The organism is Lysinibacillus sp. FW301-JW8 (assembly GCF_058788755.1).
The window spans coordinates 105,726-132,096 of record NZ_JBYTBB010000003.1; the positions used below are offsets into that span (position 1 = coordinate 105,726).

The 26,371-nt window shown below is 35.2% G+C and carries 23 protein-coding genes and 1 pseudogene; 8 read left to right on the top strand and 16 right to left on the bottom strand.

Annotated elements, in window-relative coordinates:
- Nucleotides 1-14: 14 nt before the first annotated feature.
- The 5 genes from AC3WOM_RS02275 to AC3WOM_RS02295 form a co-directional block, all read right to left on the bottom strand.
- Complete coding sequence (locus AC3WOM_RS02275; RefSeq protein ID WP_427548449.1) at nucleotides 15-818, bottom strand: hypothetical protein; 804 nt, start codon at nucleotides 816-818, stop codon at nucleotides 15-17.
- A gap of 255 nt (nucleotides 819-1,073) precedes the next feature.
- A complete protein-coding gene (locus AC3WOM_RS02280; protein WP_492444703.1) occupies nucleotides 1,074-2,393 on the bottom strand; it encodes a hypothetical protein in 1,320 nt (439 codons plus the stop codon).
- A 420-nt stretch (nucleotides 2,394-2,813) separates the two neighbouring features.
- Nucleotides 2,814-3,380, bottom strand: a complete 567-nt coding sequence (locus tag AC3WOM_RS02285; RefSeq protein ID WP_492444704.1) for an NADPH-dependent FMN reductase — start codon at nucleotides 3,378-3,380, stop codon at nucleotides 2,814-2,816.
- Between the two features lie 13 nt (nucleotides 3,381-3,393).
- Nucleotides 3,394-4,449, bottom strand: a complete 1,056-nt coding sequence (locus AC3WOM_RS02290) for an LLM class flavin-dependent oxidoreductase (RefSeq protein WP_492444705.1) — start codon at nucleotides 4,447-4,449, stop codon at nucleotides 3,394-3,396.
- A gap of 493 nt (nucleotides 4,450-4,942) precedes the next feature.
- Nucleotides 4,943-6,238 carry a hypothetical protein gene (locus AC3WOM_RS02295; protein WP_427548455.1) on the bottom strand — a complete coding sequence of 432 codons (1,296 nt, stop codon included), beginning with the start codon at nucleotides 6,236-6,238 and terminating at the stop codon, nucleotides 4,943-4,945.
- 369 nt (nucleotides 6,239-6,607) lie between these two features.
- On the opposite strand from AC3WOM_RS02295, the gene AC3WOM_RS02300 reads away from it, so the two are divergent.
- From AC3WOM_RS02300 to AC3WOM_RS02310, 3 genes are all read left to right on the top strand, one after another.
- Entirely contained in the window at nucleotides 6,608-7,789 is a 1,182-nt protein-coding gene (locus AC3WOM_RS02300) for an MFS transporter (RefSeq protein ID WP_492444707.1), read from the top strand.
- A 19-nt stretch (nucleotides 7,790-7,808) separates the two neighbouring features.
- Nucleotides 7,809-8,873 (top strand): C45 family autoproteolytic acyltransferase/hydrolase, encoded by a 1,065-nt coding sequence (locus tag AC3WOM_RS02305; protein WP_492444709.1) that lies wholly within the window; start codon nucleotides 7,809-7,811, stop codon nucleotides 8,871-8,873.
- A 446-nt stretch (nucleotides 8,874-9,319) separates the two neighbouring features.
- Nucleotides 9,320-9,436 (top strand): IS3 family transposase, encoded by a 117-nt coding sequence (locus AC3WOM_RS02310; protein ID WP_492444775.1) that lies wholly within the window; start codon nucleotides 9,320-9,322, stop codon nucleotides 9,434-9,436.
- Nucleotides 9,437-9,866: 430 nt separating this feature from the next.
- Here the strand turns inward: AC3WOM_RS02310 and AC3WOM_RS02315 are convergent, their stop codons facing one another.
- The gene (locus tag AC3WOM_RS02315) at nucleotides 9,867-10,748 is read right to left on the bottom strand and encodes a LysR family transcriptional regulator (RefSeq protein ID WP_492444710.1); all 882 of its coding nucleotides are present in this window, start codon (nucleotides 10,746-10,748) and stop codon (nucleotides 9,867-9,869) included.
- 119 nt (nucleotides 10,749-10,867) lie between these two features.
- Here AC3WOM_RS02315 and AC3WOM_RS02320 point away from each other — a divergent pair, with 119 nt between their 5' ends.
- The gene (locus AC3WOM_RS02320) at nucleotides 10,868-11,629 is read left to right on the top strand and encodes an NAD-dependent epimerase/dehydratase family protein (RefSeq protein ID WP_492444711.1); all 762 of its coding nucleotides are present in this window, start codon (nucleotides 10,868-10,870) and stop codon (nucleotides 11,627-11,629) included.
- Between the two features lie 801 nt (nucleotides 11,630-12,430).
- On the opposite strand, the gene AC3WOM_RS02325 is transcribed toward AC3WOM_RS02320, so the two are convergent.
- The gene (locus tag AC3WOM_RS02325; RefSeq protein ID WP_492444713.1) at nucleotides 12,431-12,691 is read right to left on the bottom strand and encodes a hypothetical protein; all 261 of its coding nucleotides are present in this window, start codon (nucleotides 12,689-12,691) and stop codon (nucleotides 12,431-12,433) included.
- A gap of 349 nt (nucleotides 12,692-13,040) precedes the next feature.
- Between AC3WOM_RS02325 and speD the strand changes: the two genes are divergently transcribed.
- On the top strand, nucleotides 13,041-14,546 hold the full coding sequence (speD, locus tag AC3WOM_RS02330) for an adenosylmethionine decarboxylase (RefSeq protein WP_492444714.1): 1,506 nt from the start codon (nucleotides 13,041-13,043) through the stop codon (nucleotides 14,544-14,546).
- Nucleotides 14,547-15,534: 988 nt separating this feature from the next.
- Here the strand turns inward: speD and AC3WOM_RS02335 are convergent.
- On the bottom strand, nucleotides 15,535-15,768 hold the full coding sequence (locus AC3WOM_RS02335) for a hypothetical protein (RefSeq protein WP_492444716.1): 234 nt from the start codon (nucleotides 15,766-15,768) through the stop codon (nucleotides 15,535-15,537).
- Between the two features lie 1,003 nt (nucleotides 15,769-16,771).
- On the bottom strand, nucleotides 16,772-18,163 hold the full coding sequence (locus AC3WOM_RS02340; RefSeq protein WP_492444718.1) for a serine hydrolase: 1,392 nt from the start codon (nucleotides 18,161-18,163) through the stop codon (nucleotides 16,772-16,774).
- Between the two features lie 280 nt (nucleotides 18,164-18,443).
- Between AC3WOM_RS02340 and AC3WOM_RS02345 the strand changes: the two genes are divergently transcribed.
- Nucleotides 18,444-18,575, top strand: a complete 132-nt coding sequence (locus tag AC3WOM_RS02345; protein WP_427538931.1) for a hypothetical protein — start codon at nucleotides 18,444-18,446, stop codon at nucleotides 18,573-18,575.
- A 175-nt stretch (nucleotides 18,576-18,750) separates the two neighbouring features.
- Nucleotides 18,751-18,918, top strand: coding sequence for a hypothetical protein (locus AC3WOM_RS02350; protein WP_492444720.1), 168 nt, complete (start codon nucleotides 18,751-18,753; stop codon nucleotides 18,916-18,918).
- A gap of 52 nt (nucleotides 18,919-18,970) precedes the next feature.
- Here the strand turns inward: AC3WOM_RS02350 and AC3WOM_RS02355 are convergent, their stop codons facing one another.
- The 6 genes from AC3WOM_RS02355 to AC3WOM_RS02380 all read right to left on the bottom strand — a co-directional run bounded on the left by AC3WOM_RS02355 (nucleotide 18,971) and on the right by AC3WOM_RS02380 (nucleotide 24,529).
- Nucleotides 18,971-19,567, bottom strand: a complete 597-nt coding sequence (locus tag AC3WOM_RS02355; protein WP_427538937.1) for a DJ-1/PfpI family protein — start codon at nucleotides 19,565-19,567, stop codon at nucleotides 18,971-18,973.
- A gap of 495 nt (nucleotides 19,568-20,062) precedes the next feature.
- Nucleotides 20,063-20,527: a 2-thiouracil desulfurase family protein gene (locus AC3WOM_RS02360; RefSeq protein ID WP_492444721.1), complete on the bottom strand. Its 465-nt coding sequence runs from the start codon at nucleotides 20,525-20,527 to the stop codon at nucleotides 20,063-20,065.
- A 537-nt stretch (nucleotides 20,528-21,064) separates the two neighbouring features.
- A complete protein-coding gene (locus tag AC3WOM_RS02365; RefSeq protein WP_492444723.1) occupies nucleotides 21,065-22,003 on the bottom strand; it encodes a phosphotransferase enzyme family protein in 939 nt (312 codons plus the stop codon).
- A 79-nt stretch (nucleotides 22,004-22,082) separates the two neighbouring features.
- Nucleotides 22,083-22,826 carry a GNAT family N-acetyltransferase gene (locus tag AC3WOM_RS02370; protein WP_492444724.1) on the bottom strand — a complete coding sequence of 248 codons (744 nt, stop codon included), beginning with the start codon at nucleotides 22,824-22,826 and terminating at the stop codon, nucleotides 22,083-22,085.
- Between the two features lie 410 nt (nucleotides 22,827-23,236).
- Nucleotides 23,237-23,623 carry an Rrf2 family transcriptional regulator gene (locus tag AC3WOM_RS02375; protein ID WP_492444726.1) on the bottom strand — a complete coding sequence of 129 codons (387 nt, stop codon included), beginning with the start codon at nucleotides 23,621-23,623 and terminating at the stop codon, nucleotides 23,237-23,239.
- 717 nt (nucleotides 23,624-24,340) lie between these two features.
- Nucleotides 24,341-24,529: a LysR family transcriptional regulator gene (locus tag AC3WOM_RS02380; RefSeq protein ID WP_492444728.1), complete on the bottom strand. Its 189-nt coding sequence runs from the start codon at nucleotides 24,527-24,529 to the stop codon at nucleotides 24,341-24,343.
- Between the two features lie 117 nt (nucleotides 24,530-24,646).
- On the opposite strand from AC3WOM_RS02380, the gene AC3WOM_RS02385 reads away from it, so the two are divergent.
- On the top strand, nucleotides 24,647-25,546 hold the full coding sequence (locus tag AC3WOM_RS02385; RefSeq protein ID WP_492444730.1) for a PhzF family phenazine biosynthesis protein: 900 nt from the start codon (nucleotides 24,647-24,649) through the stop codon (nucleotides 25,544-25,546).
- Nucleotides 25,547-25,727: 181 nt separating this feature from the next.
- Here AC3WOM_RS02385 and AC3WOM_RS02390 read toward each other — a convergent pair.
- Nucleotides 25,728-26,063: pseudogene (locus AC3WOM_RS02390) on the bottom strand (transposase); the annotation flags it as partial.
- Nucleotides 26,064-26,371: the final 308 nt, after the last annotated feature.

Sequence of the window (26,371 nt, forward strand, 5' to 3'; positions counted from 1 at the left end):
AACCTCCTGCTCTATTAAACAAATAGCGTATAAAAATGATAGAGATAATAATAAAGAATGATGATCATACCAAAAATCATATTTTTATAAGCTTGATGTTGTTTATAAATAATTTCACTTATCCCATATAATAGCATAAGCGATGTGAACATGAATAAAGAATGATTTGCACCATATAAATTAGGTAAAATGATAATGGCTAAAAGCGTAGAAAAACTGAAAAAACTTTGGCCTTGCTCTTGTGGTTTTTCCACTTTCGGCGAATCATCGCTTACCACTTTTAATCGATTAATAGGGATGATGATAGCCAAACAAATTGACAAATAAACAATAAAAAAAAGAGCACTTTTCCAAAAGGCAATATTATGTTTTGATCCATCAAACAATTCCCATAAAGTTATCTGGTTTTCGAGTGAAATGTAATATGTATGATTCGTTTTCATATCTAGCATCACATATTCGTCGGTAATATAGCCGAATTTTACATATGCTTTTTCCCCATTTTGTAAATAGAGCCATACATCTTGAGCTTGGCGAAGCTTCTGATTTGGTATGAAGGCCTCTTTGGCATTATTTATAATGGATTGCAGTATCTCAATATCCTGTAATTGAATACGATTAATCAAAAAAATAGATGATAAATCGTAAAATCTTTCATCTTTACGATGAGCATCATGAAATGTCCATGCTTGTTCAATTTGAATAGGGAAATCTGCTGCAACAAGCCGCTCCTGTTTATTGATTTGCAACAGCAGTACTATACAAGATATCCCCATTAATACAAGCCCAATCCAAAACGTTTTATAGTATAATTTCATCGTAAACCTCCGATTGTCCCATCACTATCTATACGATTATTTCCATAAATGGTTTCAAATCGGTTAAATTTTTATCAATTTTCAAAATAATCTCTAGTTTGGAAAAATTGAAGTAATTCTTCTGGGACACGGACACTTGGAAAAATTTTTTTTAGAAGGATAGTCATGCATTGTAGTTCAAGTGGTCCAATCAAAACTAAACGGTTACCACAAAAAACGCTGCACAAGAATTACTCTTATGCAGCGTAGTAATAATTATTTAAACGCCCTTAGCTGGAGGTCATAGGCTGAACCGAGCTCACCGTAGCCAGGTGCATATAATATACTAGTGGATGTTTCGACAACATTGGTAAATGTGCCTGCTGGTGTTGTAAGTGTATAGTGAATGGCACGAACAAACTCTTTACTATCCCCTATCGTAACTTTCGATCCCTCTGTAATTGGTTTTTCAAATATATATTGCGTGCCATCCCTCTCATAATAAAAGGCTTGGTCTGTTTCGTGATAGGTAATATATTGGAAGTCGTAATCAGTGTCAAAGCGTTGATTACCAGTTCTCGTATATACCGTATTATAGGTTAAATGCTGAAGCGCATCACTTGGTAAAAAACCAGATGTAATGACAGGTGATTCATTTGGTCGTATAGTAGCTAACGCTTTTTTAGGTACTGTATATTTTTCTCCCTTGAATTCAATTAAAGCTGTCGTAGTATCTTCTGATAAAAATGTGACTTCATCAAAACGTTTTAACTCCCCATGCTTACCTCCAACATAAACACCATAACGAATAAATCGTTTACCTTGTTTTTGTACAGACTGAAGTGCTTTAACAGGGATATAGCCATGTCTCCAGGTTGTTGGCGATTTCACCATGAGATAGCCATTTATTTCGATTCCTAGTAATTCAAAAGCCGCTCCTTTTGATGCTTGTTCTAGCACTCTTGCACCCATCATTGGACCACTGAGCAGCTGTGCATCAGCATTTAACGTATAATAATCTTTAACATGAGGTGTTGCTTCCGCAATGCGAATATCTGAGCTATCAATATAGACCTCCAATGGGTTACCTTCAAATGGAGCAGCGTAGAAATAGTAATATAATTTCTTCCCAATTTTAAATTGTACGATATCATTGTAAGGATTATAGTCGGCGCTACCAGGGACATTTTTGCTTAACAGATAGTCACCATATCCTAGAGGCTTTCCGCCCTGACGATTGATATAAATTAAACCTGGATTATCATAAAAAGAAGCCCGAATATCGAGTGGTACCTCCTTAAAAACAACTAAATCAGTTGCCTGTACACGGTATCCTGAGCTCATCCAGTAAAATATTTTATTATCGTATTTTTCAATATCATATACGCGGAAGTAGTTGTTTCGTTTCACTGTTAACGAGCTAAAGCTACCATCAGTATTTTTCTTATATACTTTTACATCTTTAGTAAAGGTCATCTTCCCTGCTTGTCCTTTAACAACCTGTGCCCCATCCCACTTTACCTCTGCTGCCTTAGAGGTTGTGGGGGTTAGTAAAAAAGCCAGAACGACCAACAGTACCATTAAATATTTCTTCATATTTTCCCCTCCAATTTTTATATATAAACTATTGTAAAAATAGCTTGTTAAAAAATATTCTATCATACTATTTTTTTGATACAAAGGTAAAGCTGGCCAAAGAGACATGACTATACAATTACTGTCTGCATTCGTGGTGAAGTTGTGACATTGTGAAGATGATTACCATTCTATTATATTAGATATCTTAATTTCTTAATGTTATGCGAGGCCTTTTGTATTGTCGATTACATATGGAAATTTCCATTTTGAGAGGGGGATTGCTGAATTGATGGGAATAAATGCGCGATTGACAAGCATTTGTACTAGATAGGAGGCTATTAGTACTTAATATAATGGTTTTCCACAAAACATTTTATGGACATTACAACAGGAAGTTGCCTAAGATTCCTCTCAGGCAACGCCCCTCTTTATAAAAAATTAGAAATCATATTCCGCATCTTTTTTAGCACGAATTTCGGCAAATGCATCTGTTACCATAACTGTATCCTCTGTTAAACGTTCTAGACGGAAAAGGACATCATCATTAACGATTTCCTTGCGTAAAAAATCCTTTTCCTCTATAAATACATAGGTTGGTACGATATGTGCCTTCATATAGGCTAGAATCGGCTTTAATTGCTGCTCAACCATGAGATAATGCTTAGCTGTACCTGCAGTAACAACCATACTCACCACCTTATCACGAAAGGCATTCACAGGGAGCAGATCAAAAATATTTTTTAATGTTGCTGGAATAGATGCTTGAAATGTAGGTGTTCCAATTATTAAGGCATCCGCAGCCATAATTGTTTCTGTGACATATTTTGTATCTCCATCATACTCAAAATAATTACGCCCATCACTAAACGCCATATTGTATTCAGCAAGATCAAGTAAAGTAACCTCATACGCTGGATATTTTTCTTGTAAAATGTCAACAACTTTACTAATGGCTGTTTTCGTTTTTGAGCCGACAATTGAACCAGTTAATGCGACGATTTTCATGTTGGACATCTCCTTATTTTGCTGTATATTTCTTGATTGCAGGTATTATATCATTACCAATGATTTCAATGTTTTTCATTAATTTTTCGAAAGGTACCCCACCAAAGTCTATTTGTGCCATAAATCGCTGCATACCATACAGCTCATATTGATAGAGTAATTTTTCAATGATTTGTTCCTTACTGCCAACCATTAGCACATCTCGTGTATCTGGGGCTTGTGCAAATTGTTGCTTTGGATAACCTCCGCCACGAATTGCCTGGAATCCCCCATTTAGATGTGGATACATTCCTTGTAGGGCCTCCTTCGTCGAGTCAGCAACATAAAATAGACTAGTTGTAGCAATCGGTAGCTCGACAGGGTCAAAGCCACTGCGTTCTGCTGCTTCCCTGTAGGCATCTACAGATGGCTTAAAATTCATAGCAGGACCCCCTAATGTCGTTAACATCATTGGAATGCCCATATAGCCTGCCTTTATGGCACTTGCAGGAGGACCACCAACAGCCCGCCAAATTGGTAAAGAGCCGTTTTTCGGTTGTGGTAAAACTTGAGCATTGTGCAGTGATGCTCGATATTGTCCCTCCCATGTTATAAGTTCCTCTTCATTAATTTTTTTTAGCAGTTCTAATTTCTCCTCAAAGATTTCTTCATAGTCTTGTAGGTCAACCCCCAGTAAATGATATGCGCCTACACGAGAGCCGCGCCCAGCCACAATTTCTGCACGCCCATCTGAAATTAGATCGATTGTCGCAAAATCCTCATAAACACGTACTGGATCAGAAACACTCAATACTGTTGCAGTGCTTGCTAACTTGATTGTTGACGTAGCTTGCGCAATTGCCCCTAAAACAACCGTATGTGCTTGTGTTGTAAAATAAGATTGATGACTTTCACCTACACCGAATACATCAATTCCTGCTTGCTCGGCTAACTGACTTGCTTCAATTAGCTCCTGAAGACGCTGCTGTGCAGAAATACGATCACCCGTTAATGGATTTGGGATATGATCTCCTAATGAATACAGTCCAAATTCAATTCCCTTTGATTGATCTATACGATATTTTTCCATTATTTGTTTTCTCTCCTTATTCTAATGGCTCTAATGTGGAATGGGTGCAAAGTGAACATAAAAAATTGATTAACCATTGATATGTCAATGGTTTAGGAAATCTCACCCCACTCTTTATAATGCAGAATACTGCATATAATAGCTTTGCTCTGGGGCTAGGTGAGGCTAATAAAAACTAGGCGAGCGTGTATAGGAATCTATGTTTTATTTAAATTGAGATGTCGCTTTTCATCGAATATAAATCCTAAACTCATATATATCTACATTCATTAAATCTAAATAAGTATATCCAAATATCTCCTATTTTAAATTCAGGATGTTCCTTGAATTGGTACTCTCATTATTGTAGAAATACATATATCTATCAACGGCTACTTTCATATGATTCAATAAAAATATTACAAAGGGAACACTTTAATATAAACTAAGGTTTGCACAAAAAAGCACCTCCTCTTTTATATGTCAATGCATACAAAATGGAGAGATGCTTATATTAAAACGTAATTTCGTAAATTTTCTTTGGTCTGCCTCGAGAATGTGGACTTTCTGTACGAAGGACTCGAACATAACCAAATTGTTCTAAGGCTGTAATAATTCTCTGTGTACTCCTTGGCAATATTTGCAGAAAATTACTTAACTCTTTGACCGTAAATTCATTCTTATTATGAACTTCTACAAAGTTAGCTACCTTACTAATCGTTATAATATTTAAGGAGGTTTCATCACTGATTTTTTGCCATTTTTGGTTGTTAACTGAATATATTCGTTTATCCTTCGTATTCAGTGGACCGATTAAGCGACCATCATTGAGTAGTGCCATCCATGTACCTTTCTTAGTTTCGTTTGCATGTATTAATGCGTTTATTGCATTTAACTCAGCTTCATATACAGAAAAGCCGACACCAATTCCACACGTAATATTTTGAATATCTATACCATCTAAATCAATATCAGGAATATTTTCAAATTCATCCGTTAGCTCTTCAAAAATTCCTTTTGTTGTAAAAATTAAAAATCTACCCATTCCTCCATTTTTTAAAGAGCCATTTAATTTTTTTGCATATTTAAGTAAATTTGTGGTGATTTTCATTTCCAAATTTAAAAACTCATCTGCAAAATATAAATTTTTAGGAATTTTATTTTCTAAATCAAATTCAATAATTTGTACAGCTATTTGTGCTTTTTGTGATTTTTCTAATTCAAAATTAAGCATTAGTGTATTTAATTTATTATTAATCGCTGATTTAGTAGGTAATACTTGAAATGTTGGAATCTTTAATGTCTGTAGTTTAGAGACGATTTGAGGAATACAAGTTACAACACCTCTAACATGCTTTTTTTGAAATTCATTTTGGTGGAAATTAATATAATCCTCTAATTCTAAGTTTTCGTTAAATGGTTTAATGGATATAGGCTTATCTTGTATATTTACTTCTCGTAATATATTCGTAAGATCCGACACAGATATAGAGTCAAAGCTTAAATCATTAATTTTTAAATTATTTGTATAGGATGCTTTTAACAACGTTTGATGAATCGAAGAACCTGTATATTCGATATAAAAAGTAGGTTTACTTAAAGAGACTTGTTTAGTAATAATCGAATACGATACCAAGCCTGAAAATAACCACAAATCAATTTCCCTTTCTTTATTCCTTAAGTATTCCCCATCACTTCCTATTTCCGGTGTCCAGTAAAATTTAATAGGTTTGAAGTAGCCATTTTCTATGGCAACTTCATATATTTTATCGACCATATCTCTTGAACCAAAGACGCCTAAAGTAATCATAATGTGAATGTGTCCTTTCGGTATAAACTCTAACATTACTGTAATTATAGCTCATATAGATAGCAAAGAACACATCGGAAACCCTCTTAATAGGCTGTTTAAAATCCATCCTACTCGTTCGTTGACATAACGAATGAGTGTTTTTTGTGTATGCGTTAATAAACGAGGGATTTTCCAATAGTCTGAAAATTTTTATTGACAACATTATTTGTATTTCATATATTAATGTCATGACCATTAATCAACCAAAAAGGAGGAGTATGTTTGGAGAAAAAGACAAATATTCGATGGTGGGTAGGCATTTTTTTATTAATTGCAACAACTATCAACTACTTGGATCGTTCAGTAATGTGAATTGCAGGACCATCAATGATGGAGGATTTATCAATAAATGCAACACAGTTTGGGATTTTATCATCAGCATTCTTTTGGTCATATGCTTTAATGCAGCTACCAGTTGGGGCGATAGTCGATAAATTGGGAACTAAATTGGCATACATTATTGCAATCATTTGGTGGTCTATCGCAACGATTTTAACTGGATCATTGCGTTCATTTGGTGCTTTAATTGGTGCAAGGATATTAATGGGGGTTGGAGAAGCACCTTCTTTCCCTACAAACACTAAGGTTATTTCTGATTGGTTCCCTTCTCATGAAAGAGGGATTGCCAATTCATTATTAACGACAGGAATTGCATGTGGCGCAGGTATTTTCACACCGATTCTTGCTGTTATTATCAATAGCTATGGCTGGCAATACGCCTTTTATTTATGTGGTTTGCTAGGAATTATTTTTGCCATTGCATGGGGACTATTCTATAAAAAACATCCATCCGAGCATCCAAAGGTGAATAAAGCCGAACTAGAGCATATTTTAGCAGGCTCTGCTACACAAGAAACAGCTGTGGAAGCAGACGGCCCCAAAGTAAAATGGTCTTCTTTATTAAAATATAAAACAGTATGGTACTTGTACTTCGGCTACTTTGCGCAAAACTATATTTTATATTTAATGCTTACCTGGTTACCTACGTATTTAGTTGTAGAAAGAGATATGTCATTGTTAAAAGCAGGATTTAACGCAGTAATTCCATGGGTTGTAACGACAATTGGTGCATTATTAGGTGGAAAGCTTTCTGATTACTTTATCCAAAAAGGAATGTCACCTTTAATTGCAAGACGTACTGTTATGGCCATCGGAATGGCTTTATCCACAACGATTATTTTCGCTGCTTTTGTAGAAAGTGCAGTTGCAGCGCTAGTATGGATTTCTATCTCATTAGGTGGCGCAGCATTGGCTGGAGCGTGTGTATGGGCAACGGTTGCCGATATCGCGCCAAAAAATTTAGTCGGAACGATGGCAGGTGTGCAAGGGTTCTTTGGTAATATTGCAGGATGGGTAGCACCAATACTAACAGGTTATCTACTAGTTCAATCGGGTAACTTTATTGCTCCATTAGTGGTTGCTGGTATTGTCGCTGGTCTTGCAGCCATTCTGTATGCATTTGCTATTAACAATAAATCGGTTAATCAGCTTCAAAGATTATTTGATTAATAAAGTGGGAGAAATGATAATGCCAAAAATAAAACATATTAAAGTATCTGGAACAGCTTACGAATGTGGACATCAACTCGGTATTGAAGCTAAGGAAGAAATTCGTAAAACAATTAAAGCATATAAAAAAATTTTTCAAACCTTTAACAAAAATGATTGGACTTTTGCCCAGCAAGAGGCTGAAAAGTATTTACCTTGGATTCAACAATATGACCAAACACTTGTGGAAGAAATGCAAGGAATTAGTGATGGTGCCGACGTACCGTTCCTTGATATTGTGGCAATTAATGCTCGGAGTGAAATTATGTCAACGAATGATGGATGTACTTCTTTGGCAGCGGTTCCCCCAAGTACTGATGGTCACAAGACAATAGTAGGACAAAATTGGGACTGGCTAACATCAATAAAGGGATGTTTAATTGTTGTGGAAATCCGGCAAACAAATCGTCCCCAAATTTTAATGTGTACGGAAGCAGGTATTATCGGCAAAATTGGCATGAATAATAAGGGTATTGGTGTATGTTTAAACTTTTTAAGTGAAGAAAGACAACAATATGGTGTACCTGTACATGTTATTTTACGTGGTATTTTAAATAGTGAGCTATACTCACAAGCAGTTGGACAAATTTCTAGATTGCCACGCGGGACGGCAGCAAATTATTTAATTGCCTCTAAAGAGGGCGAAGCATTAAGCGTTGAAAGTACATGCAATGACTATGATGCAATTTATCCAAATCAAGACATCATTACACATTCAAATCATTTTTATGGGCCTAAGTCCATTCTTATTAAAGATACATCTCGCTATAAATTCCCAGATACACATTTCCGCAACGGACGTGCCGAGAAATTATTGCGAATCGACTATGGACAAATTAACGAACAATCCTTTAAACGTGTGCTGTCTGATCATGTGAATTATCCAGATAGCATTTGTCGTCACGGCGAAACATTAGCTCCGATGTTAGGGAGAGAAGTTCCATCTGATACATTGTTTTCAATTATTATGAATCTAAGTGAACTTCGTTTAGAAATCGCGTTTGGTCAACCATGCTGTGCCCCTTTTAGCACATTTTCATTATAACTACCCAAATGAAATCTCCATGGAGCGAGTAAATCGCCATGGAGTTATTTCTATAATTTGCATAAAAATACTGGTAAATTACCAATCCTTGTTCACTATAGAATTGATCACAAGGCTTGTAAATATCCCCTATCCCTCTATAAACGAGGTTTAAGTACTTTTATTAGAGAGCGCTCTATATATTGCTAATAAAAAATTCACATCAGAAAACTGCGAGAAATCAATTTTAAAAACGTTGATTTCTCGTGGTTTTTAAGGGTTTTGACTGGTTATATCCCAGCCCCTTAATATAATTCCTAATCTATCATTTATCTCCAACTGATTTTAATAAATTCACCAGAAGCCAAATATCATCACTCTATGAATAATCAATGCTTCCTCTTTTCATAATTTTTTCAGTTTTTGATTCTTTTAATGGATAGGTTTTCCCTTCGGCATCAGAATTTCTGTACACGACTACGTTTAAGAACTATGAAGAATTCAAAAAAGCGTTAGTAGACTATATCCACTATTACAATCATGGAACAGATAAAAATAAAACTCAACGGAAAAAGCCCAGTTAGTTTCGAAAGGTTTCTTAAAAAGTTCAAATTTTTGGGGTCAGATCACATTTCAGGTATTAAGACCTCAAAACCTGGTCGTTATAATTTCTAGCACCATGACCCGGCTGTTCGCTCAGGCCGTGTTTGATGATAATAGAAAGGTTTCATCGTTGTAGATAACACCCCATTTAAAAATTATGATTTCCAAAAGTCCGTTATCGTTTATGAAAATTAAACATCTACATCAAATTGTAACTATTTAATCATGCACTCCTATTCCTTATTTTTTCGCCAAGATTTTTTCAGGAATTTAACCTTAAAAAACGAGGACGAATAAGTGGTATTATAAAGCTTTTATACGGTGTGAAACACAAATTTACTTGTTATCCTAATTTTATTAGTTATTTAAAGGCTCACTACTGTAACAAACTTACAAAATTATTTAATTTAATCAACTATAGCCCAGCTTTTTTACCCAATTCTCAGTAATCTCAGTGAATTTTTTAACTGCAGGTGAAATTGGCATTCTAATCGCTAATCCAATCGTTCGTGTTTGCGCTATTTCAAGTGGGATAACCTTGATGGAATTTAATCCTTTAGGGATAATCATTTCTGGTAAAATACTTATACCTAAATTATTCTCAACCATCGAAAAAATAGAATTTTCGTTCATATTTTCGAATCGAATATTTGGCTCAATGTTGTTTTCTTTAAAAAATAAATGTATATCTTCAAAGCATTGATAAGTTGGCATAATAAAGGGGGCATTTTCAATATCTTCCACCGATAGATGTTTGTTACTGTGTAAGGGTGATTGCTCTGATACTACACATAAAAGTGGCTCAGTTTTTAACTCTACAATATCGAAAGAATGTAATGAGGTTGATTGGTTAATAACAAAACCACAATCTATTTCACTATCTAGTAACCATTTTTCTATTTCAGCATAGTTTCCTTCTATTAGTTTTATTTCTATATCAGGATATTTCTCCTCCATTTCCTTGATAATATAAGGAATCCAGTTTGTAGATATGCTACTAAATATCCCTACCTTTACTGTTCCTTTATTCAAGCCGTTAATGGCGTTTACTTCCTGTTTTAACATATCGTTATAATAAAGAATCTCTCGAATAGTGATTAATAAATCCTTTCCATTCTGAGTTAACTTTATTGCTGAGTTATTACGAATAAATAGAGGAAAGTTAAACTCTTTTTCTAAACTAGTAATGGCATGACTTACAGCAGATTGCGTTAGTCCTAATTCTTCCGCAGTTTTTGTAAAGCTATTTACCTCTGCTGCTTTACTAAAAATTTCATACTTAACTAAACTCATCGTTGACCCCCCTGAATTATTTTCATGTACTTCATTATAATTATTCGCTGTACTAATGACAAACATGTACTTATAATCAGGATTACATTTAACAAATGATTAAAAGGAGCTGAATTGTGGTGCAAAAAATTTTAATTACAGGAGCTGCTGGGAAGATTGGTCGTCATATAACCAATACTTTAATGAAACAAACAAACTTTCAATTAAGATTGGCAGATATTAATTTATTACCTTTAGAAAAATTTAAGGAATCGTCACAACATGAAGTTATTTATCTAGATGTATCTAGTTTAGAAGAATGCCAGGAAGCATGTAAAAACATAGATATTGTTATCCATTTAGCAGGAGATCCTTCTCCAAATGCAGATTTTTATAGTTCTTTATTAGAGAATACTATTAAAGGTTCATATAATATCTTTAAAGCCGCATCGGATAACGGTGTATCTAGGGTCGTAGCTGCTTCCAGTGCTCAAACAGTTGAAGGATATCCACTAGACTTCCAGGTAACCGATTCTTCACCTGTTAGACCAAAGAATATGTATGGAGTTAGCAAATGTTTTGTGGAAGCACTAGCATCATATTTCGCTTATGAAAAACAGTTACAAAGTATCACTATCCGTATTGGTGCTTATGACGATTACAAATCTGAGGGCCAGCCACTCTCAGCTAGAGATATGAGTGCGTATATAAGTCCAGAAGATTTTAGTGATCTTCTCCTTAAAACGATTACTGCTAAAAACCTACCTCCCTTCTCTATCTTACATGGTATATCTGATAATCGTTTTAAACGTTTAAATATTGAAGAGACAAAAAGATTAGTAGAATATACTCCGTATTCAGATGCGTTTAAATTGTGCGGAATTCAGTTATTTGACCGTTAAACAAATATATAACATATTTAAAAGGAGAATTTCTGTGAAAAGCCTAACAAAAAACGCCAAAAAGAAAAAGATTAATCATTCAACTAAAAGGAAAAAAACTTTTAAAGATTACTGGAATGAAATTATTAAAGCCCTCATTGTTACTAAGTAAATTTTTTAGCGAGTTTGATTTAATCATTTAATATCTCCTAAGTAAAATGTTCTATTTTCAATTTCCAGAATTTTCCCTCAATTGATTTGTTTTTAGAAATAGCAATTAGCTAAAGTGAAAGAGCGTGTTTTAAAAAACACGCTCCATTTAATCTATATATTAAAATTTCATAATTGCAAATACAACTTCTACCTTAGAAAAGTCTTCACTTAAAGAATATAACCCATATCTTTTCATGACAAATAGCATCTTACTGTTATATTCTTCAAACTTCATAACATTTTCCCTCACAAAAATAAGTCAAATCAAAATTCAAGAATTGACTTCCCCGATAATTATTCTACTATTACCAATCCTCCGCAAATAAATCACATACTGAGGGTTGAACTTTGAGTATCCCCTTCTACGAAAAACATTTTCTTATCCTTTATTTCGGTACCTTCTTCTAGCAGCACCAATTGGTAGAGTAGTATACGCTCTACCTCACCTTTTTCATCCAAATTTGTTCTATATAACATATAACCAACACTTCATTTTCGCCATTATAGAAAACCTTAGCTTCTCCCTGCGTAAGACTGTGACAACTACATTGCCAAAGAACTTCTTCCTGATAAAAGGAAAAATGTGATAGCTTCTCTGGACGAATGGTTTCAATGCGAATGGCGCTTGTATTTTCTACTTCCTTCATTTTCGCCACTTAAAAATAGTAATTGATTTGCAATAACATAGCCATATTTCTTATATAATGCAATGGCTACCTTATTCTCTTTTATCGCTTCAAATATTTCAATTTCTACATTCTCCCTTTCGTAGATAATCAAGGTTTCTTCCATTAAAAACTTTGATTCCCCTTCACCACGATATGTGGTAAAGCTGTGACTTGTAGAAATGCCCTTAGTCAGGGGCTCCAATCCACGTGGTCCCTTTTATAAATTACTATCCTCATTTTATATTCACTGTTAAGCGTGAATTACTAAAACTTGAAAGATTACTATATCTATTATATAGTTAATATATAATTTTATTAAAGGGTGAACTTTTTGTTAAATGTAGCATTCTAATCTAAATCAACGTAATAGCTTACTTTTGTTGAACAAACCACCTTTATACGAGGTGTTATTTGTTGTGCAAAAAAGCAAGATTAGAATTAGTTAGCTTTGTATAAACATTTAGCGCGACTAATTTTAGTCGCGCTTTTTCTATTCGTTGATTTAGACAATTTTAATTTTTTCCAGTTAAAATTGAGAGGACGAATCTACAATGCAAAAACAATTACAACAAATTACAGCTGATATGCAACTTGAAGAACATTATCAAACATTAGAAAAGGCATTACTTGCTTTATATTTCCATAAAAATTGTACAACTAAATCTTTAGCTTATATGACAGACTTACCAATACCTATCGTTTCAGCAATGAAGAAAGAATTTGCCAAGCAAGGCTGGGGTAAACATAGCTTAACGAAAAAGGGACAGCTAGCTATCTCACAGTATTTTCAACTCTCAGGTGCTGATACTGAACTTTACCTTCAATTAACGACTGATCAAGCTTTTCGTTCTGAATGGATTACAAAAAATATTAGCGAGTTAAGCACTATTTATGATGCTAGGCCAACAGCCGACGTAGCAATAGATCAAGCTAAATGTACAGTTGAGACAGCCTTAAAACGAGCATTGTTCGCACTAGATTATACGATGCTACTTAATAAGCGCATTTTATGTTTAGGTGATGATGATTTCATCAGTATTGCATTAGCATTTTTACTAAAGAAAATCGCTCCACACTCTGCAACTAAAATTGTTGTATTAGATATTGATAGACGAGTTTTAAGCACGATTAGCAAAATAGCAAAAGACTATGGGCTTCCGATTAAAGTAGATTATTATAACGTTCAGGAGCCCTTGCCTAAAACATACGCCCATCAGTTTGATTGCGTATACACAGACACACCGTATACCTTGATTGGCACACAGCTCTTTTTATCACGTGTAATTAATGCACTAAAGCCAGAAGCAATGCGGCATGTGTTTTTTTCCTACGCCAAACGTAGCTATAAAAAGCAGTGGGAGCTACAGCAAAGCTTACATGCTATGGGCTTTGTGATTAATAATATTCATTACGACATAAACAAGTATGAAGGTGCACAGATTTTAGGAGCTACAAGTCAGTTATTCGTATTACAAACAACAGACCAAATGATTTCCTATATTCCTAATCAGCGTAAATTTATGCGACCAATTTACACAGGTGAAGTTGAGCGGAAATCTGTTGTTTATCAGTGTAATCATTGTAGGAACTCACTTACAATCGGAGCTGGCAATGAATACACTACGATTACTCAGCTCCAATCCAGTGGTTGTCCAAGCTGCAAAAATAAAAAGTTTTCACAAATAAAGAGAACAGTACAAAAAACACAGTCCCATCATGCATTAGGTCATCATATTTTATTAGAGTTGCATGATTGCGACGTTGCATTACTTAATGACGTGCAAAAAATTAAAACAATTATGTGTCAAGCTGCCCACAAAGCAAAGGCAACAATTGTAACGGAGCATTTCCATCACTTTTCACCTTATGGAGTTAGCGGTGTAGTCATTATACAAGAGTCACATTTGACGATTCATACATGGCCAGAATTTGGTTACGCGGCAATAGATGTTTTCACTTGTAACAGTAAATTAGCTTTACAAGAGGCTGTACAATATATTACTGAGCAATTTAATGCTGGAAATGCCACACAGCATTACGTACATCGAGGTAAATAGAAAATGCGTAACATAAGCCATTAAAATGCAAACCGAAACATCTAGAATTTATCTAGTATAACAGTTGAATAGAATTTGCCTTCTATTCAACTGTTGTTTCCTGTTAGAGTTCTAAGGTCAGCATGATTATCGATTAACCATTCCCCGATAATTTTTTAAGTTGCTTATTGAGTTTAGATAAATTTTTACACGCTATCAACTTATCATGGGCCTCTATTTTCCCATTCCATTTTGATACCATACACTTCAAATAATAAACGGATAACCTCTTGAGCTTTCTATGCCTTATTATATTTATTCATTATTTTATACTAAGATAAACCTGGATCTACGTCGAGATTTTAGACACACTCAAGTTAATTTTTTGTGTTGCGCATCGGCCATTTTTGGAGTTTTCCACATCACGAGTAAGCCCGTCAAAGGGAAAAAAAACCTTTGACCGCTTACTCAGGATGCAGAGTGGAAAATGCATTCGAAGTTGCGCCTGAAAAATGTAGTGGGATAGTTTTCTTTGTTCTCTTTTTTACACTACTGCTCAGCACATTTTTTCGTAGGCATCAGCATATGTTTTTTTTATTATATTGAATAAGCTGATAGATTTTGATTTTAAGATACAAAGTGACTATTCTTATAAATCAAGTGGATAAAGATTTTGATTGATTGATTCAGTCTTCTTCTTAAACTGATTTTTCTATCATTGATTAGAAAGATAATCCTTTTTCTTGTAGATTTCTACTGTTACCTTGAATCCGTTATTTTAAATCATAGAATTCCATATCGTTGAATAGCGATAGTAGAGAATTGAAAAAGTTAACTTGTCTTTGATCATCCCAACCTTCTTCAAAATCAGCCATCAACCAGATTACTTCATCTAAGAAAACATGTTTTTACAACGTCTTGCCAATGTTTTCTTTCCATATCTGTAATCTCTACAAACTCAAAATATCCTTTTTTAAATAAGGACCATTGTTTGATATCAAATATACGGTCAGGGGCTGTATCCAATGCATTGTGGAAAGGTAGCGTTATCCGGGTCAATGAGATAAGGCTTTGCGTAGTCATTATAAATTAGATTATCTGCCTTATAATCATAGGGTGTAGCCACTGATGGTAATTTCAAAACCTTTAAGGCCTCTTGCTGTTCAATAATTCTGAGTATTTGTTCACTTAATTGACCTTCATCCAGTGAAATAGTGACACTATTTATAATAAAAATTGTCATAATTCCATATTTCTATAATTCATATTGTCATAAACTATTTCTACCATTTTTAGGGCGGTCTTTTTGGTTATTACATCTCGCACATCGACGAGCATCCAATCTACTAAAAGACCCTGTTATCAAATGTTTGTATAGAATCTTTCATCTTCCCCTAAGTCAGCTAACGTACGCTTTATCAATGAACCGATTCCTTTATATACTCCTGAAGAACTCGTTAATGTCTTTTCTGTAACTCCTAAAAATTCACTTAAAAGAGAGTAATCAACCCTACCATAATGATTATAAATATGAATTATTGCTTTTTCTAGATTTGCCCTTCTTATTAACTTTTGTTCAGATATACTTTCTTTCGCTGAATCAGAAATAAACTTCGCTATTTCTGGATAATTACTTTTTATAATCTTCTCAGATTTCCCCAGAAATTTATATGCTTCATGTACTAATTAATAGCAGCGCTTGCTGACATACTTGTCTTGTAAGGATCCAGGGAATCAGGTTCAACATAACAACCTTGTCTCTCGATATACTACGCTTCGCCAGCCGACCGTATGTCCAAAGACAGCTTCTCCATTCGCGCATAGCCTTCGACCAAACTGATCGCCAGTTGGCACCGAATTCGACCGGAGCGTTCACTTTAACGCTCGGTCAGATACGAGATATCCACTGGGGTGCAATTGGCGTCCAGCATGAGTGTAACTGTGTTTTTCCGCTGCTCTTCGTTTGAATCGTCAGCACGATCATCGGTAGTATGTCCGCCCGAAGGACGATTGGAGCCGTCGTCATCACGATCTTACTTGTCGCGTGTAGCTTCTTCTTCCAAGATCCAGTCGTTGATTTGCTTGATGACATCGGCACCCAGGTGTTTACGAAAATGCGTCATGAGAGAATGATGAAACTGCGGCTTAATCCTTGTGAAAGCTGAGAGAAGTTAATGTTCAGCAGCCCTAATTACTATACAAAGAAACGCGAAAAAAACGACTGTTTGCTTTTCCTTCCAACTTACCTATCCACTCATCTTTTCAGCCGGAACTGGTTGTCCGCTTTGAAGAAGAACTAATCCCGTTACTTTGTCTTCTACCGTCTCAAATGTAACTTCAGTGTCTATGACCTTCATAAAAAACTTCGTATCTGAATCAGAATACAGCTCTATAGGAGCTTGACCAGCAGGCTGCAAGAAAAGGATACCATTTTCCTTAGTAACTACTAGTTTCAAACCAAATAGTGTTACATATTCGCCTACATATGTATCTAAAATCTCTGGAGTCACGGCGATTACTATTTTTTCATTTGGAAAATAGCCAGGCCAATTATACTCTCGGGCGATAGCTCGCTCAATTTCCCGAAGTATATCGTCACCTTCGTTTGAGTTCAGCATGATGACAGCTCCCATACCGTGATTCTTGTACATCATCATCTGGGAGACAAAACCTTCGTTCCATCCGCCGTGACCAAAACGGGTATTTTCTCCGTCCCCTTCTAAGAAAAAGCCAATTCCCATATCGTTTTCTACCTGATGAGTTAACATCTGTTTAATAATATCCGCTGAAAACAACTGGCCTGATTCATTTTTCAAAGCTAACTGCAATTCCAAGCCAACACGAGCAAGATCAGAGGGAGTTGTCCAAAGACCTGCCGCTGCCATCTCCGGATAGACATACCATTTACCTTGAACTGGTTGAGACTTCCAAGGATGTGCGGTAGCAGCAGAATCATGCCATTTCTCAGGAAGAGGTTGTTCATATGTGCTTCTATCCATTTGCAGAGGACCCAGTAATAATTCATGCATAATGTCCGGAAAACTCTTATCCAAATAATCTGATACAGCCTGCTGAGCGACAGTTGTGCCGCCTCCAGAATAACGGAATTGGGTTCCGGGCATTATGTTCACCCGAACGGCAGGAGTGGCGGAAGAGCTTTCTCCATCAAGAATTTGTACAACGGTTGGTGCATCAACATTTCTTAGATAGCCTGGAAAACCATCAACAGTAAGTCCCGCTGTATGGCTAAGCAATTGGCGGAGAGTGATTGCAGGCTGCCAAGCACCGTTAGCTGGAACCTTCCAAGAAGTGAGGTAGTTGTTGACGTCTTCGTCGAGATCAAGCTTGCCATCCTGTATCAATTTCATCACAACTGTGGCAAAGATCGGTTTGCTGACAGATGCGGCCTGAAAGAGTGTATCTGTGGTGACAGGTTCAGGTTTCCCACACTCCTTTACACCAAATCCACATGCCCACTCAATCTCATAGTTGTTAATCACAGCGATACTAACACCAGGTGTATTGGTAGCATTCAACCTTTCTGTGAGCGTAGCCTTTTCATATTGGTTCTTAAGAGTACCCTCTTTCAGTAAGCCATTTACGATTCGTTCAATTCTCTTTTCAATCTCCTGATTCATAGCGTATTTCTCCTCCTTCAAGATAGGAATACATAAGTTTATTCTAAATACACATCATAAGTGGAGTATAATTGTTCCAAACTTTGCTGATGAGCTTGAATTCGCTCCTGATTTTTCATCTTTATCCCCATTAATACGAGGGATAACAGATTCATGGCAGCAGCCTGGGGGATGATTCCCGTGTCTTCGTCTAAGTTTCTCTCCGTCGTTAATGTAATATCAGATAGGAGACCGACAGGAGAAAGCTTCCGATCTGTTATAGCTAAGGAGGGGATTTTCCATGAATCTAACTACCCAAGATTCTAATGCAATACTAAGTGCAGTTCAAACTTTAGCAAACATACAGATTAATCCAAATCTAGAAACCTATCGCTACGACGTACTAAACATTCTGTATGAAAAATTAAGTTAAAGTCCTCATTATTTTGGTTTGTTGACAATCAAAAAAATCTAGTGAATCCTATTCTATTTAATATAGAAGAATCTACAATCCAAGAATACCTCCAGTATTTTCACAAACATGATCCGTTGCATCCAAAAAAACATTAAACAAATACTAGCCATACAAGTAAAAAGGAGCTGATCACATGGCATTTGTTGGAGAAGAAGACCGTTATATCTTGAAGGACTTTGTCCATATTGATAATCCTGTGCGAGTGATTGATTCATACGTTGTTAGTCTAGACCTAGGAGAACTAGACTTTATGATATATTCAGGGTCACTTTTAGGGGTCACTTTTTATAAAAAAGTTTAAACATTTTCTACCTTCGATCTTCAACAATCGCGCCCGTTCGTTCAATAATGATTTAAATAACAATATCGTATTCCATAATTTTGGCAGTTTCTCGAGCAACTTCAGAACCTAATAATCGCTTTACAATATGAAATGACATATTGATGCCTGCTGAAATCCCACCTGACGTAATGACATTGCCTTCATCTACAAATTTAACTTCTCGTTGTACTTCGACTTGAGGAAATTCTTTTTCTAATCTTTCAATACTTGCCCAATGAGTCGTTGCCATTTTACCGTTAAGTAAACCAGCCTTTGCTAATAATAAAGCACCTGTACATACAGATGTCATTAGTTGCACCGTTTTCATTTGATTTGTAATCCACTTGATTACATTATCTTTACGTACTTCATGCTCCCTAGCACCTAGACCACCAGGGATAATTAAAATATCAAATCTAGGTATAGTCTCGAAACTGTAATCTGGCTGTATCTTTAACCCATTACATGCAATTACCATGTTCCCTTTTTCTGATACTGTTTCTACTACAAATGGCTGATGACCATTTTCTAATTCTGTGACAGAAAAAACTTCAAATGGACCTGCAAAATCTAAAACCTCTACATCATCAAATAAAAAAATTCCTACTCTCCACTGTCTTTTATTCATATAGGATTCCTCTTTTTTTATTTATTTTATCTTCGTTTAATTTACCAGAAAATTCACAATTTTAGTTAAATTAATCTTCCATACGATTCTGCCCTGTTCAAAAAGTTTCTTCAATAATCTGGTCCTTTAAATAGCAGTGAAAGGACGTGTTTTAAAAATAAATACACGCTCCATCTAACCTATATATTAATTAAAATTTAATAATTGTGAATACATCTTCATTCTGAGAAAAGTTTCCACTAAAAGAATATATCCCTTGCTCTTCTAATTCAAAACCGAGTACATTCATCCCATTTTCTAAATGCAATGGCTTGAGATGTCCTATTTCTCAAGCAGTACTCATAACAAATACCATCTTACTGTTATATTCTTAATGACCGCTTTTTTATTAGGTCTATTCGATGTTGCTTAAAATTATTTGATAGATTTAGCACTGGAACCATTATTATTCCAGATCTATTAATTTTGTTCTTATGGTAAATACATATTTCACTATCAAATTTGCATAAATAACTCAGAAAAATCTTCTTCGGAAAAGACGGCGATATTATTTCTTCTTAGCAATGCGGTTGTTACACCTACACCTACTAATTTTGTACTATTGAAATCACCATTGTAAATCATTGCACTACCACAGGATGGACTATACTCTTTTAAAATAACCTTAGTTGCGCCTACTTCAAGCGCTTTCTGTAATGTTGCATTTGCTCCCTTTAAATAAAGCTCTGTTACATCTCGTCCAGATTTTTCAACCACTTTCGCTCTTCCATCAAGAACATCTTCACCATCTCCGCCGACTATTTCAGCGGGCTCACGTGGCGTCGAAAAACCTCCCATAAGTTCAGGGCATACAGTTACTGCCTTATTTTCTAACACAAACTGTTGAATTCTTTCGTCTAAACTATCTGTTCCGTTATAACGTACCTTTAATCCTGCTAAGCAGGCACTTATTAAAATCATATGCACACCTCATTTTTAAGCGTTCGTATAAGTACAACTATAGCTCAATAAAAAATCCATCAGCAGTTCTTACTATCATATCGCTAATGATTCTAACCTTGTTCCCTCTGTGCGGTAATCATCTTGGTTCTACGTCGAGATTTTAGACACACTCAAGTTAATTTTTTGTGTTGCGCAACATCTGTTCACATCACGAGTAGCCCGTCAAAGGTGAAAAAAACCTTTGACCGTTTACTCGGGATGTAGAGAGAAAATGCATTCGAAGTTGCGCCTGAAAAATGTAGTGGGATAGATTTCTTTGTCCTCTTTTTTTACGCTACTGCTCGGCACATACGCATCAGCATATGATTTTTTTTATTATATTGAATAAGCTGATAGATTGTGATTTTGAGATACAAAGTGACTATTCTTATAGATTAAGTGGATAAGGATTTTGATGATTGATTCAGTCTTCTTCTTAATTTAAAGCTGATTTTTCTAGCTTTGATTAGGAAGATAATCCTTTTTCTTGAGATTTCTACTGTTACCTTGAATTCATTATTTTAAATCATAGGATTCCATATCCTTGATTAGTGATAATAGAGAATTGAAAAAATTAACTTGCCTTTGATCATCCCAGCCTTCTTCAAAATCAGCCATCAACCAGATTACTTCATCCAAGAAAATATGCCTTACAACATCTTGCCAATGCTTTCTTTCCATATCTGTAATCTCCACAAACTCAAAATATCCTTTTTTAAATAAGGACCATTGTTTGATATCAAATATACGGTCAGGGGCTGTATCCAATGCATTGTGAAATAGAAGCAATGCCAATGCTAAATCATAGATTCTTGGTAAAAAGGTAGCGTTATCCGGGTCAATGAGATAAGGCTTTGCGTAGTCATTATAAATTAGATTATCTGCCTTATAATCATAGGGTGTAGCCACTGATGGTAATTTCAAAACCTTTAAGGCCCCTTGCTGTTCAATAATTCTGAGTATTTGTTCACTTAATTGACCTTCATCCAGTGAAATTCCTCTCTTCTCAGCATGACCTATTATTTCCTCTAAATCCTCTTTTATTTCCTGCTCCTCAAAATCAAACTCATCATAGATATCCAGACCTTCTTCATTATTCTCCGATGATAAGTAATGAATACGCCCAAGTAACTTACCAGCCTCATAAATTTCATCATCTTTCCCCGTATAGGACATGCCCTTTATAAACGGATAAACCACCCATACTGTTTCATCTACTTGTTGAGGATTGTCAACACTCATTGGGACTGGAGCTACAATAGGAACCCCAAGCTTATGCAATCTTCCTACGAAATTCGCAAGCTTCATTGCTTCTTCAATTGGCGATACCGTATTTTTAACAATGTAAGACTCGCCGCCTTGTTCCACCTTATAAACAGGAGCGTAAGGATAAATACTTTTTGGTTCTTCAGTTACATCAAACAGAAATTTTTTTAACACTTTTTCATTACTCATAAACTCACTTCCTTATCTTTTTTATCTTTATTGGCTTAGCGTTTGGTCACTCACTTTATATTATTTTATATATCCCTATCTACTCGGACTCTCCGACAGTGCAGTCAGGGGAAATTACATCCCACTTTCCAAACAGTGTTAAACCTGCAGCTTTAGCTAAGAATATAGAAGCCTCGTTATCGAGCTGGCATCTATACTGTGGTTCGTAACCGTGCTCATAGGCGTATTTGCAGATTGAACGCACCACTTTACGAGCATGACCTTTTCCTCTAAAAGATGACAGAGTTAATACGCCGAGATCCGCTATTTGTACATCTTCTTCCCAAGGATACATACTGGAAGCACAGACCAAGCGATTTTGCTCAAAAGAACCAAACACTGCCCAATGATCCAACTCCACAGAAGCGTCATCCAAATCTTGTTCAGTGGCGGAGGATTCAAACTCTGAGAAAATCGCATTATCCTGCTCTGTTAATCGGCGCAATGCTCCCTCTTGGTTTTCTTGTAGCAAGACGCTCTTTTCTGCTTCCGAAAAATAAAAAAGATAATCGGCGCCATGTAGTGTAACTCCTCCCTCATTCAATTTCTGGCGGAAGGCTAGATCAGAAAGGTCTTGTCCTTTAGAAAGGTCTAACTTCTCAGCCATTTCAGGTGTTAAGACTGTCAAAACCCGACCATCAGCTGTTTCCAGCACCATGACCCGACTGTCTTCAATCAGGTCATGGTTGATGGTGACAGTAAAATTTTCATCGTTGTAGATAACGTCTCCATTTAAAAATTGTGACTCCCAAAAGTCAGTTATCGTTTGTGAAAATAATGGCATACTTATTTCCTCCCTATAATTGAAATTCTATTTAAGAATATATATTTATCCTATCATCTCATTTTGATTTCTTGTTTTTTCACATTCTAAACCTCCCCCTTTACTATATTCTGGTATACTTCTACTTCAAAATTTTAATTATTTAATCAGCCTTCCCCCATTCAAGGGCTAAATTTTTTTAAAAGTCTTCAATTGAAATATCTGCATTAATTATTATCGCTACTTGAATTCCCGTAGCCTCCAAAGAACAAGCTATAACTACTTGAAAATTTATAGAAGTAAGCAACCAAGAAGAGTTCTTAGTTCAGAGTGTAAAAATTCTAAGATCGCTTGTTAAATTTCTTCAAAGGACTTAAAAGACTCTCTATATCCTCGAACATTCAAAAAATAATGGTGGATTAAATCCACGACTATTTTTTCACAAAATCCGGTATTTTTCTATTTCTTAACTCATTCTCTAGTTTTTCTTCAGCCGATAGCATTACTTCTTTTATTACACACTTAGGATCGTTGTATAAACAACAATCAAACAACGAAGATTTGCCTTCAATTGCATGTATAATATCTAAAAATGAAATAGCTTCCCAATTGTGACGAAGTGTATATCCACCATTAGCACCCGACACGGAGTTAATCATTCCTTCTTTTACTAACTTGGTTAGTATTTTAGATAAATAGGTGGGAGAAACATCTTGCATCTCAGCTAATTGTTGAACACCCATTGGTTTATTTGGTGTTTCCTTTGCAAGAAAAAGCATTGTGTGTAGTGCATAATTGGTAGCCTTAGAATATTTCATTACTGTTATTCACTCCAATAAAAGACTTTATATATCCATAATAGCACTGAATTTAAGTTGTTTCAATAATATTTATGTCTTCATGTTGGAAAAAAGATGTACTGTTTCATTTACTGTATTAAACGAGATAGTTGGCAACTCTCTAATTCTTCCAACTGCACATTATCCATAATCTCCTTCGTAATTACTTTACTAATTACAGGAAATAACGTGATTACTGAATGCATAACCGCTATATAAAGTCCTTTTTATTTAATCATGAAAACATAGTCGTCTTTAGGCATTGGTCGCATCCCTACTTGAATACTTATTCAAGCATCGGATTATGTCCACTTTTTTGAAATTTAATCACTGTCGTTGTATTGTAATTAATCATTGTATTGTATTCAATAAACTCACTGGGCTTACAAATAATCGAAGTCACTAAGAAGTAGTAATACACTTCCTTTGTATGGATTCATGAATTGTTACGTGTCATACACAGTAAAAGCTTGCCCCATAAATAGTTGAGTGCATGCATTTCATTTACAACATCTTTCCAAAAAAGTTCATTTCTATTTCCTTAAATTCTCTTCAAAACATTGACATTATTTTAGGCTACACTTTTGATGAGAAACTTGAAAAGCTACCAATATTTATTTTTCCATTTCAATACCTAAAATAGAAGCAGTCTCTTATTAATGCCTTCCACTTCAGATAAAATATTTCTCATATATTTTATAATACATTCTTCGCTAATGAGATACCGTTTCTTCCTCTATTTAAAAGAGGAATACCTAGTTCCGATTCTAAAGAAACAATATGATGACTTATCCCAGATTGTGTCATAGCCAATTTCTCCCCTGCTCTTGTGAAATTTCCAATATCGACTACTTTGACGAATATTTCTATTTGAAAAAGGTTCACTATATAATCCCCATGTAAGATTTATCTTTCCATTCGACTTCTTCACTTCAAAAATATGAATTTTACTTATTCGTTTTATCATAATACAATAATCTCAGAAAAAGAGGAGGAGATATAATGAGGAAAAAGATAAAGGTTTTCTATGTGGATGCTTTCACAACGGATACTTTTTGGGGAAATCCTGCTGGCGTAATACCGAATGCAGAAAATTTAACAGACGTAGAAATGCAAAAAATAGCTAATGAATTAAACCTTTCAGAAACCGCCTTTCTTTTACCGTCAACAAATACAAATGCAGATTATAGAATAAGATACTTTACACCCACCGAAGAAGTTGATTTTTGCGGTCACGCCACTTTAGGTACAGCATGGTTAATGGCTACTAAGAACAATTGGATCAATAAGGATGAAAAAATAATCTTTGAATCTAACATAGGACTAATTCCCGTTAAATGGATTATGGAAAACAACCAATTAACTAAAGTGTCCATGACTCAAGTACGTCCTCAAATAAAAAGTATAGACATTAACCCCAAAATAGTCGCTGATCTTGTTGGTATACATGATACAGATATTGATAATAGATATCCAATAAAAATAGGGAATACTGGAGTCTCCCATCTTTTGGTTCCAGTTAAAACACGACAAGCAATTGACCGAGCAGAACCTAAATTAAAGGAACTTAAAAAGATGAACAATGACTTTAACATATCCACCACACATCTCTTTACCTTTGATACAAATGGGGAATTTGATATTTACACAAGGGATTTTTGTCCAAATATAGGAATTGATGAAGATCCCGTTACAGGAGCTGCAAACGGTGCATTAGGTGGCTATTTATATTTAGAGAACATCCTAACTAACGGAGAGAGACATCAATTAGTTATAGGTCAAGGTCATGCTATCAATAGACCTGGGATTCTTTATGTAACGATTACTCCTGATGGGGAGAATCCTATTATTGAAGTAGCAGGACCAGCAGTTGTTTCAATAGAGGGAGAAATATTAGTATAGAGACCTATATAGAACAATTCCTTACTCATAAAATCTCATAACAATAAAATGTACTCTATAAGATAGACACTAAAAAAATCTTTCGTTGTAAAACTTTACCCTTTGTTATTTTTTAGCCAAACCGGTGGAGTATTGATACTAATAAAAAAATTCATGAAATAAAAAGGTAGAAAAAAATCTAAACCCCTTTTTGGAAGAGATGAATGACCGTTGATTCTAGTGTGTCATTTGAACGTTTATAGGGTGCGACGGTCTGTTGCTTGAACTCACCGTTGCGGTCGCATGGTATCTGGATGTTTAAATCACCGTATTCTGTATGTAACGTGCGTGAATACGAACCATTGCGTGAATTGCCAGAGTTGAAGACAATTCGATCATATTTTTCGTAATCTAAAAAAGCCGTTAGTTCTGTCGCAAGTAGCGTATTGACCGCTGTTTCTAAATGCGAACGAAAAACTTCGGTAATATCTTGTTTTTTTACTAGAGCTTCGACGATTTCTGTTGTAAACTGATTCATAGGGAAGACCTCTTTTCTAGGATTGGTTGTGGTGACTTAATTCTACCAAGAAAAGGTCTTCTTTTTTTGTCGTCTTATTTCATTTACACAAAATATTTTATACTCTCTAATCTTATAAAAAGATCAATATAAAGTCGTATTTCTTAGAAATACAATAGACTTAAGTGAAAAAGCGTATGGTTATATTGACTGAATAACCTATATAATAAAATATGCAGAGGTCGTTCTACTGCATGCACACCTGTAATAGGGGTCCCGCCACATCACCATCAAGCTAAGAAACAAGATAACCCCCAAAACAATATTTT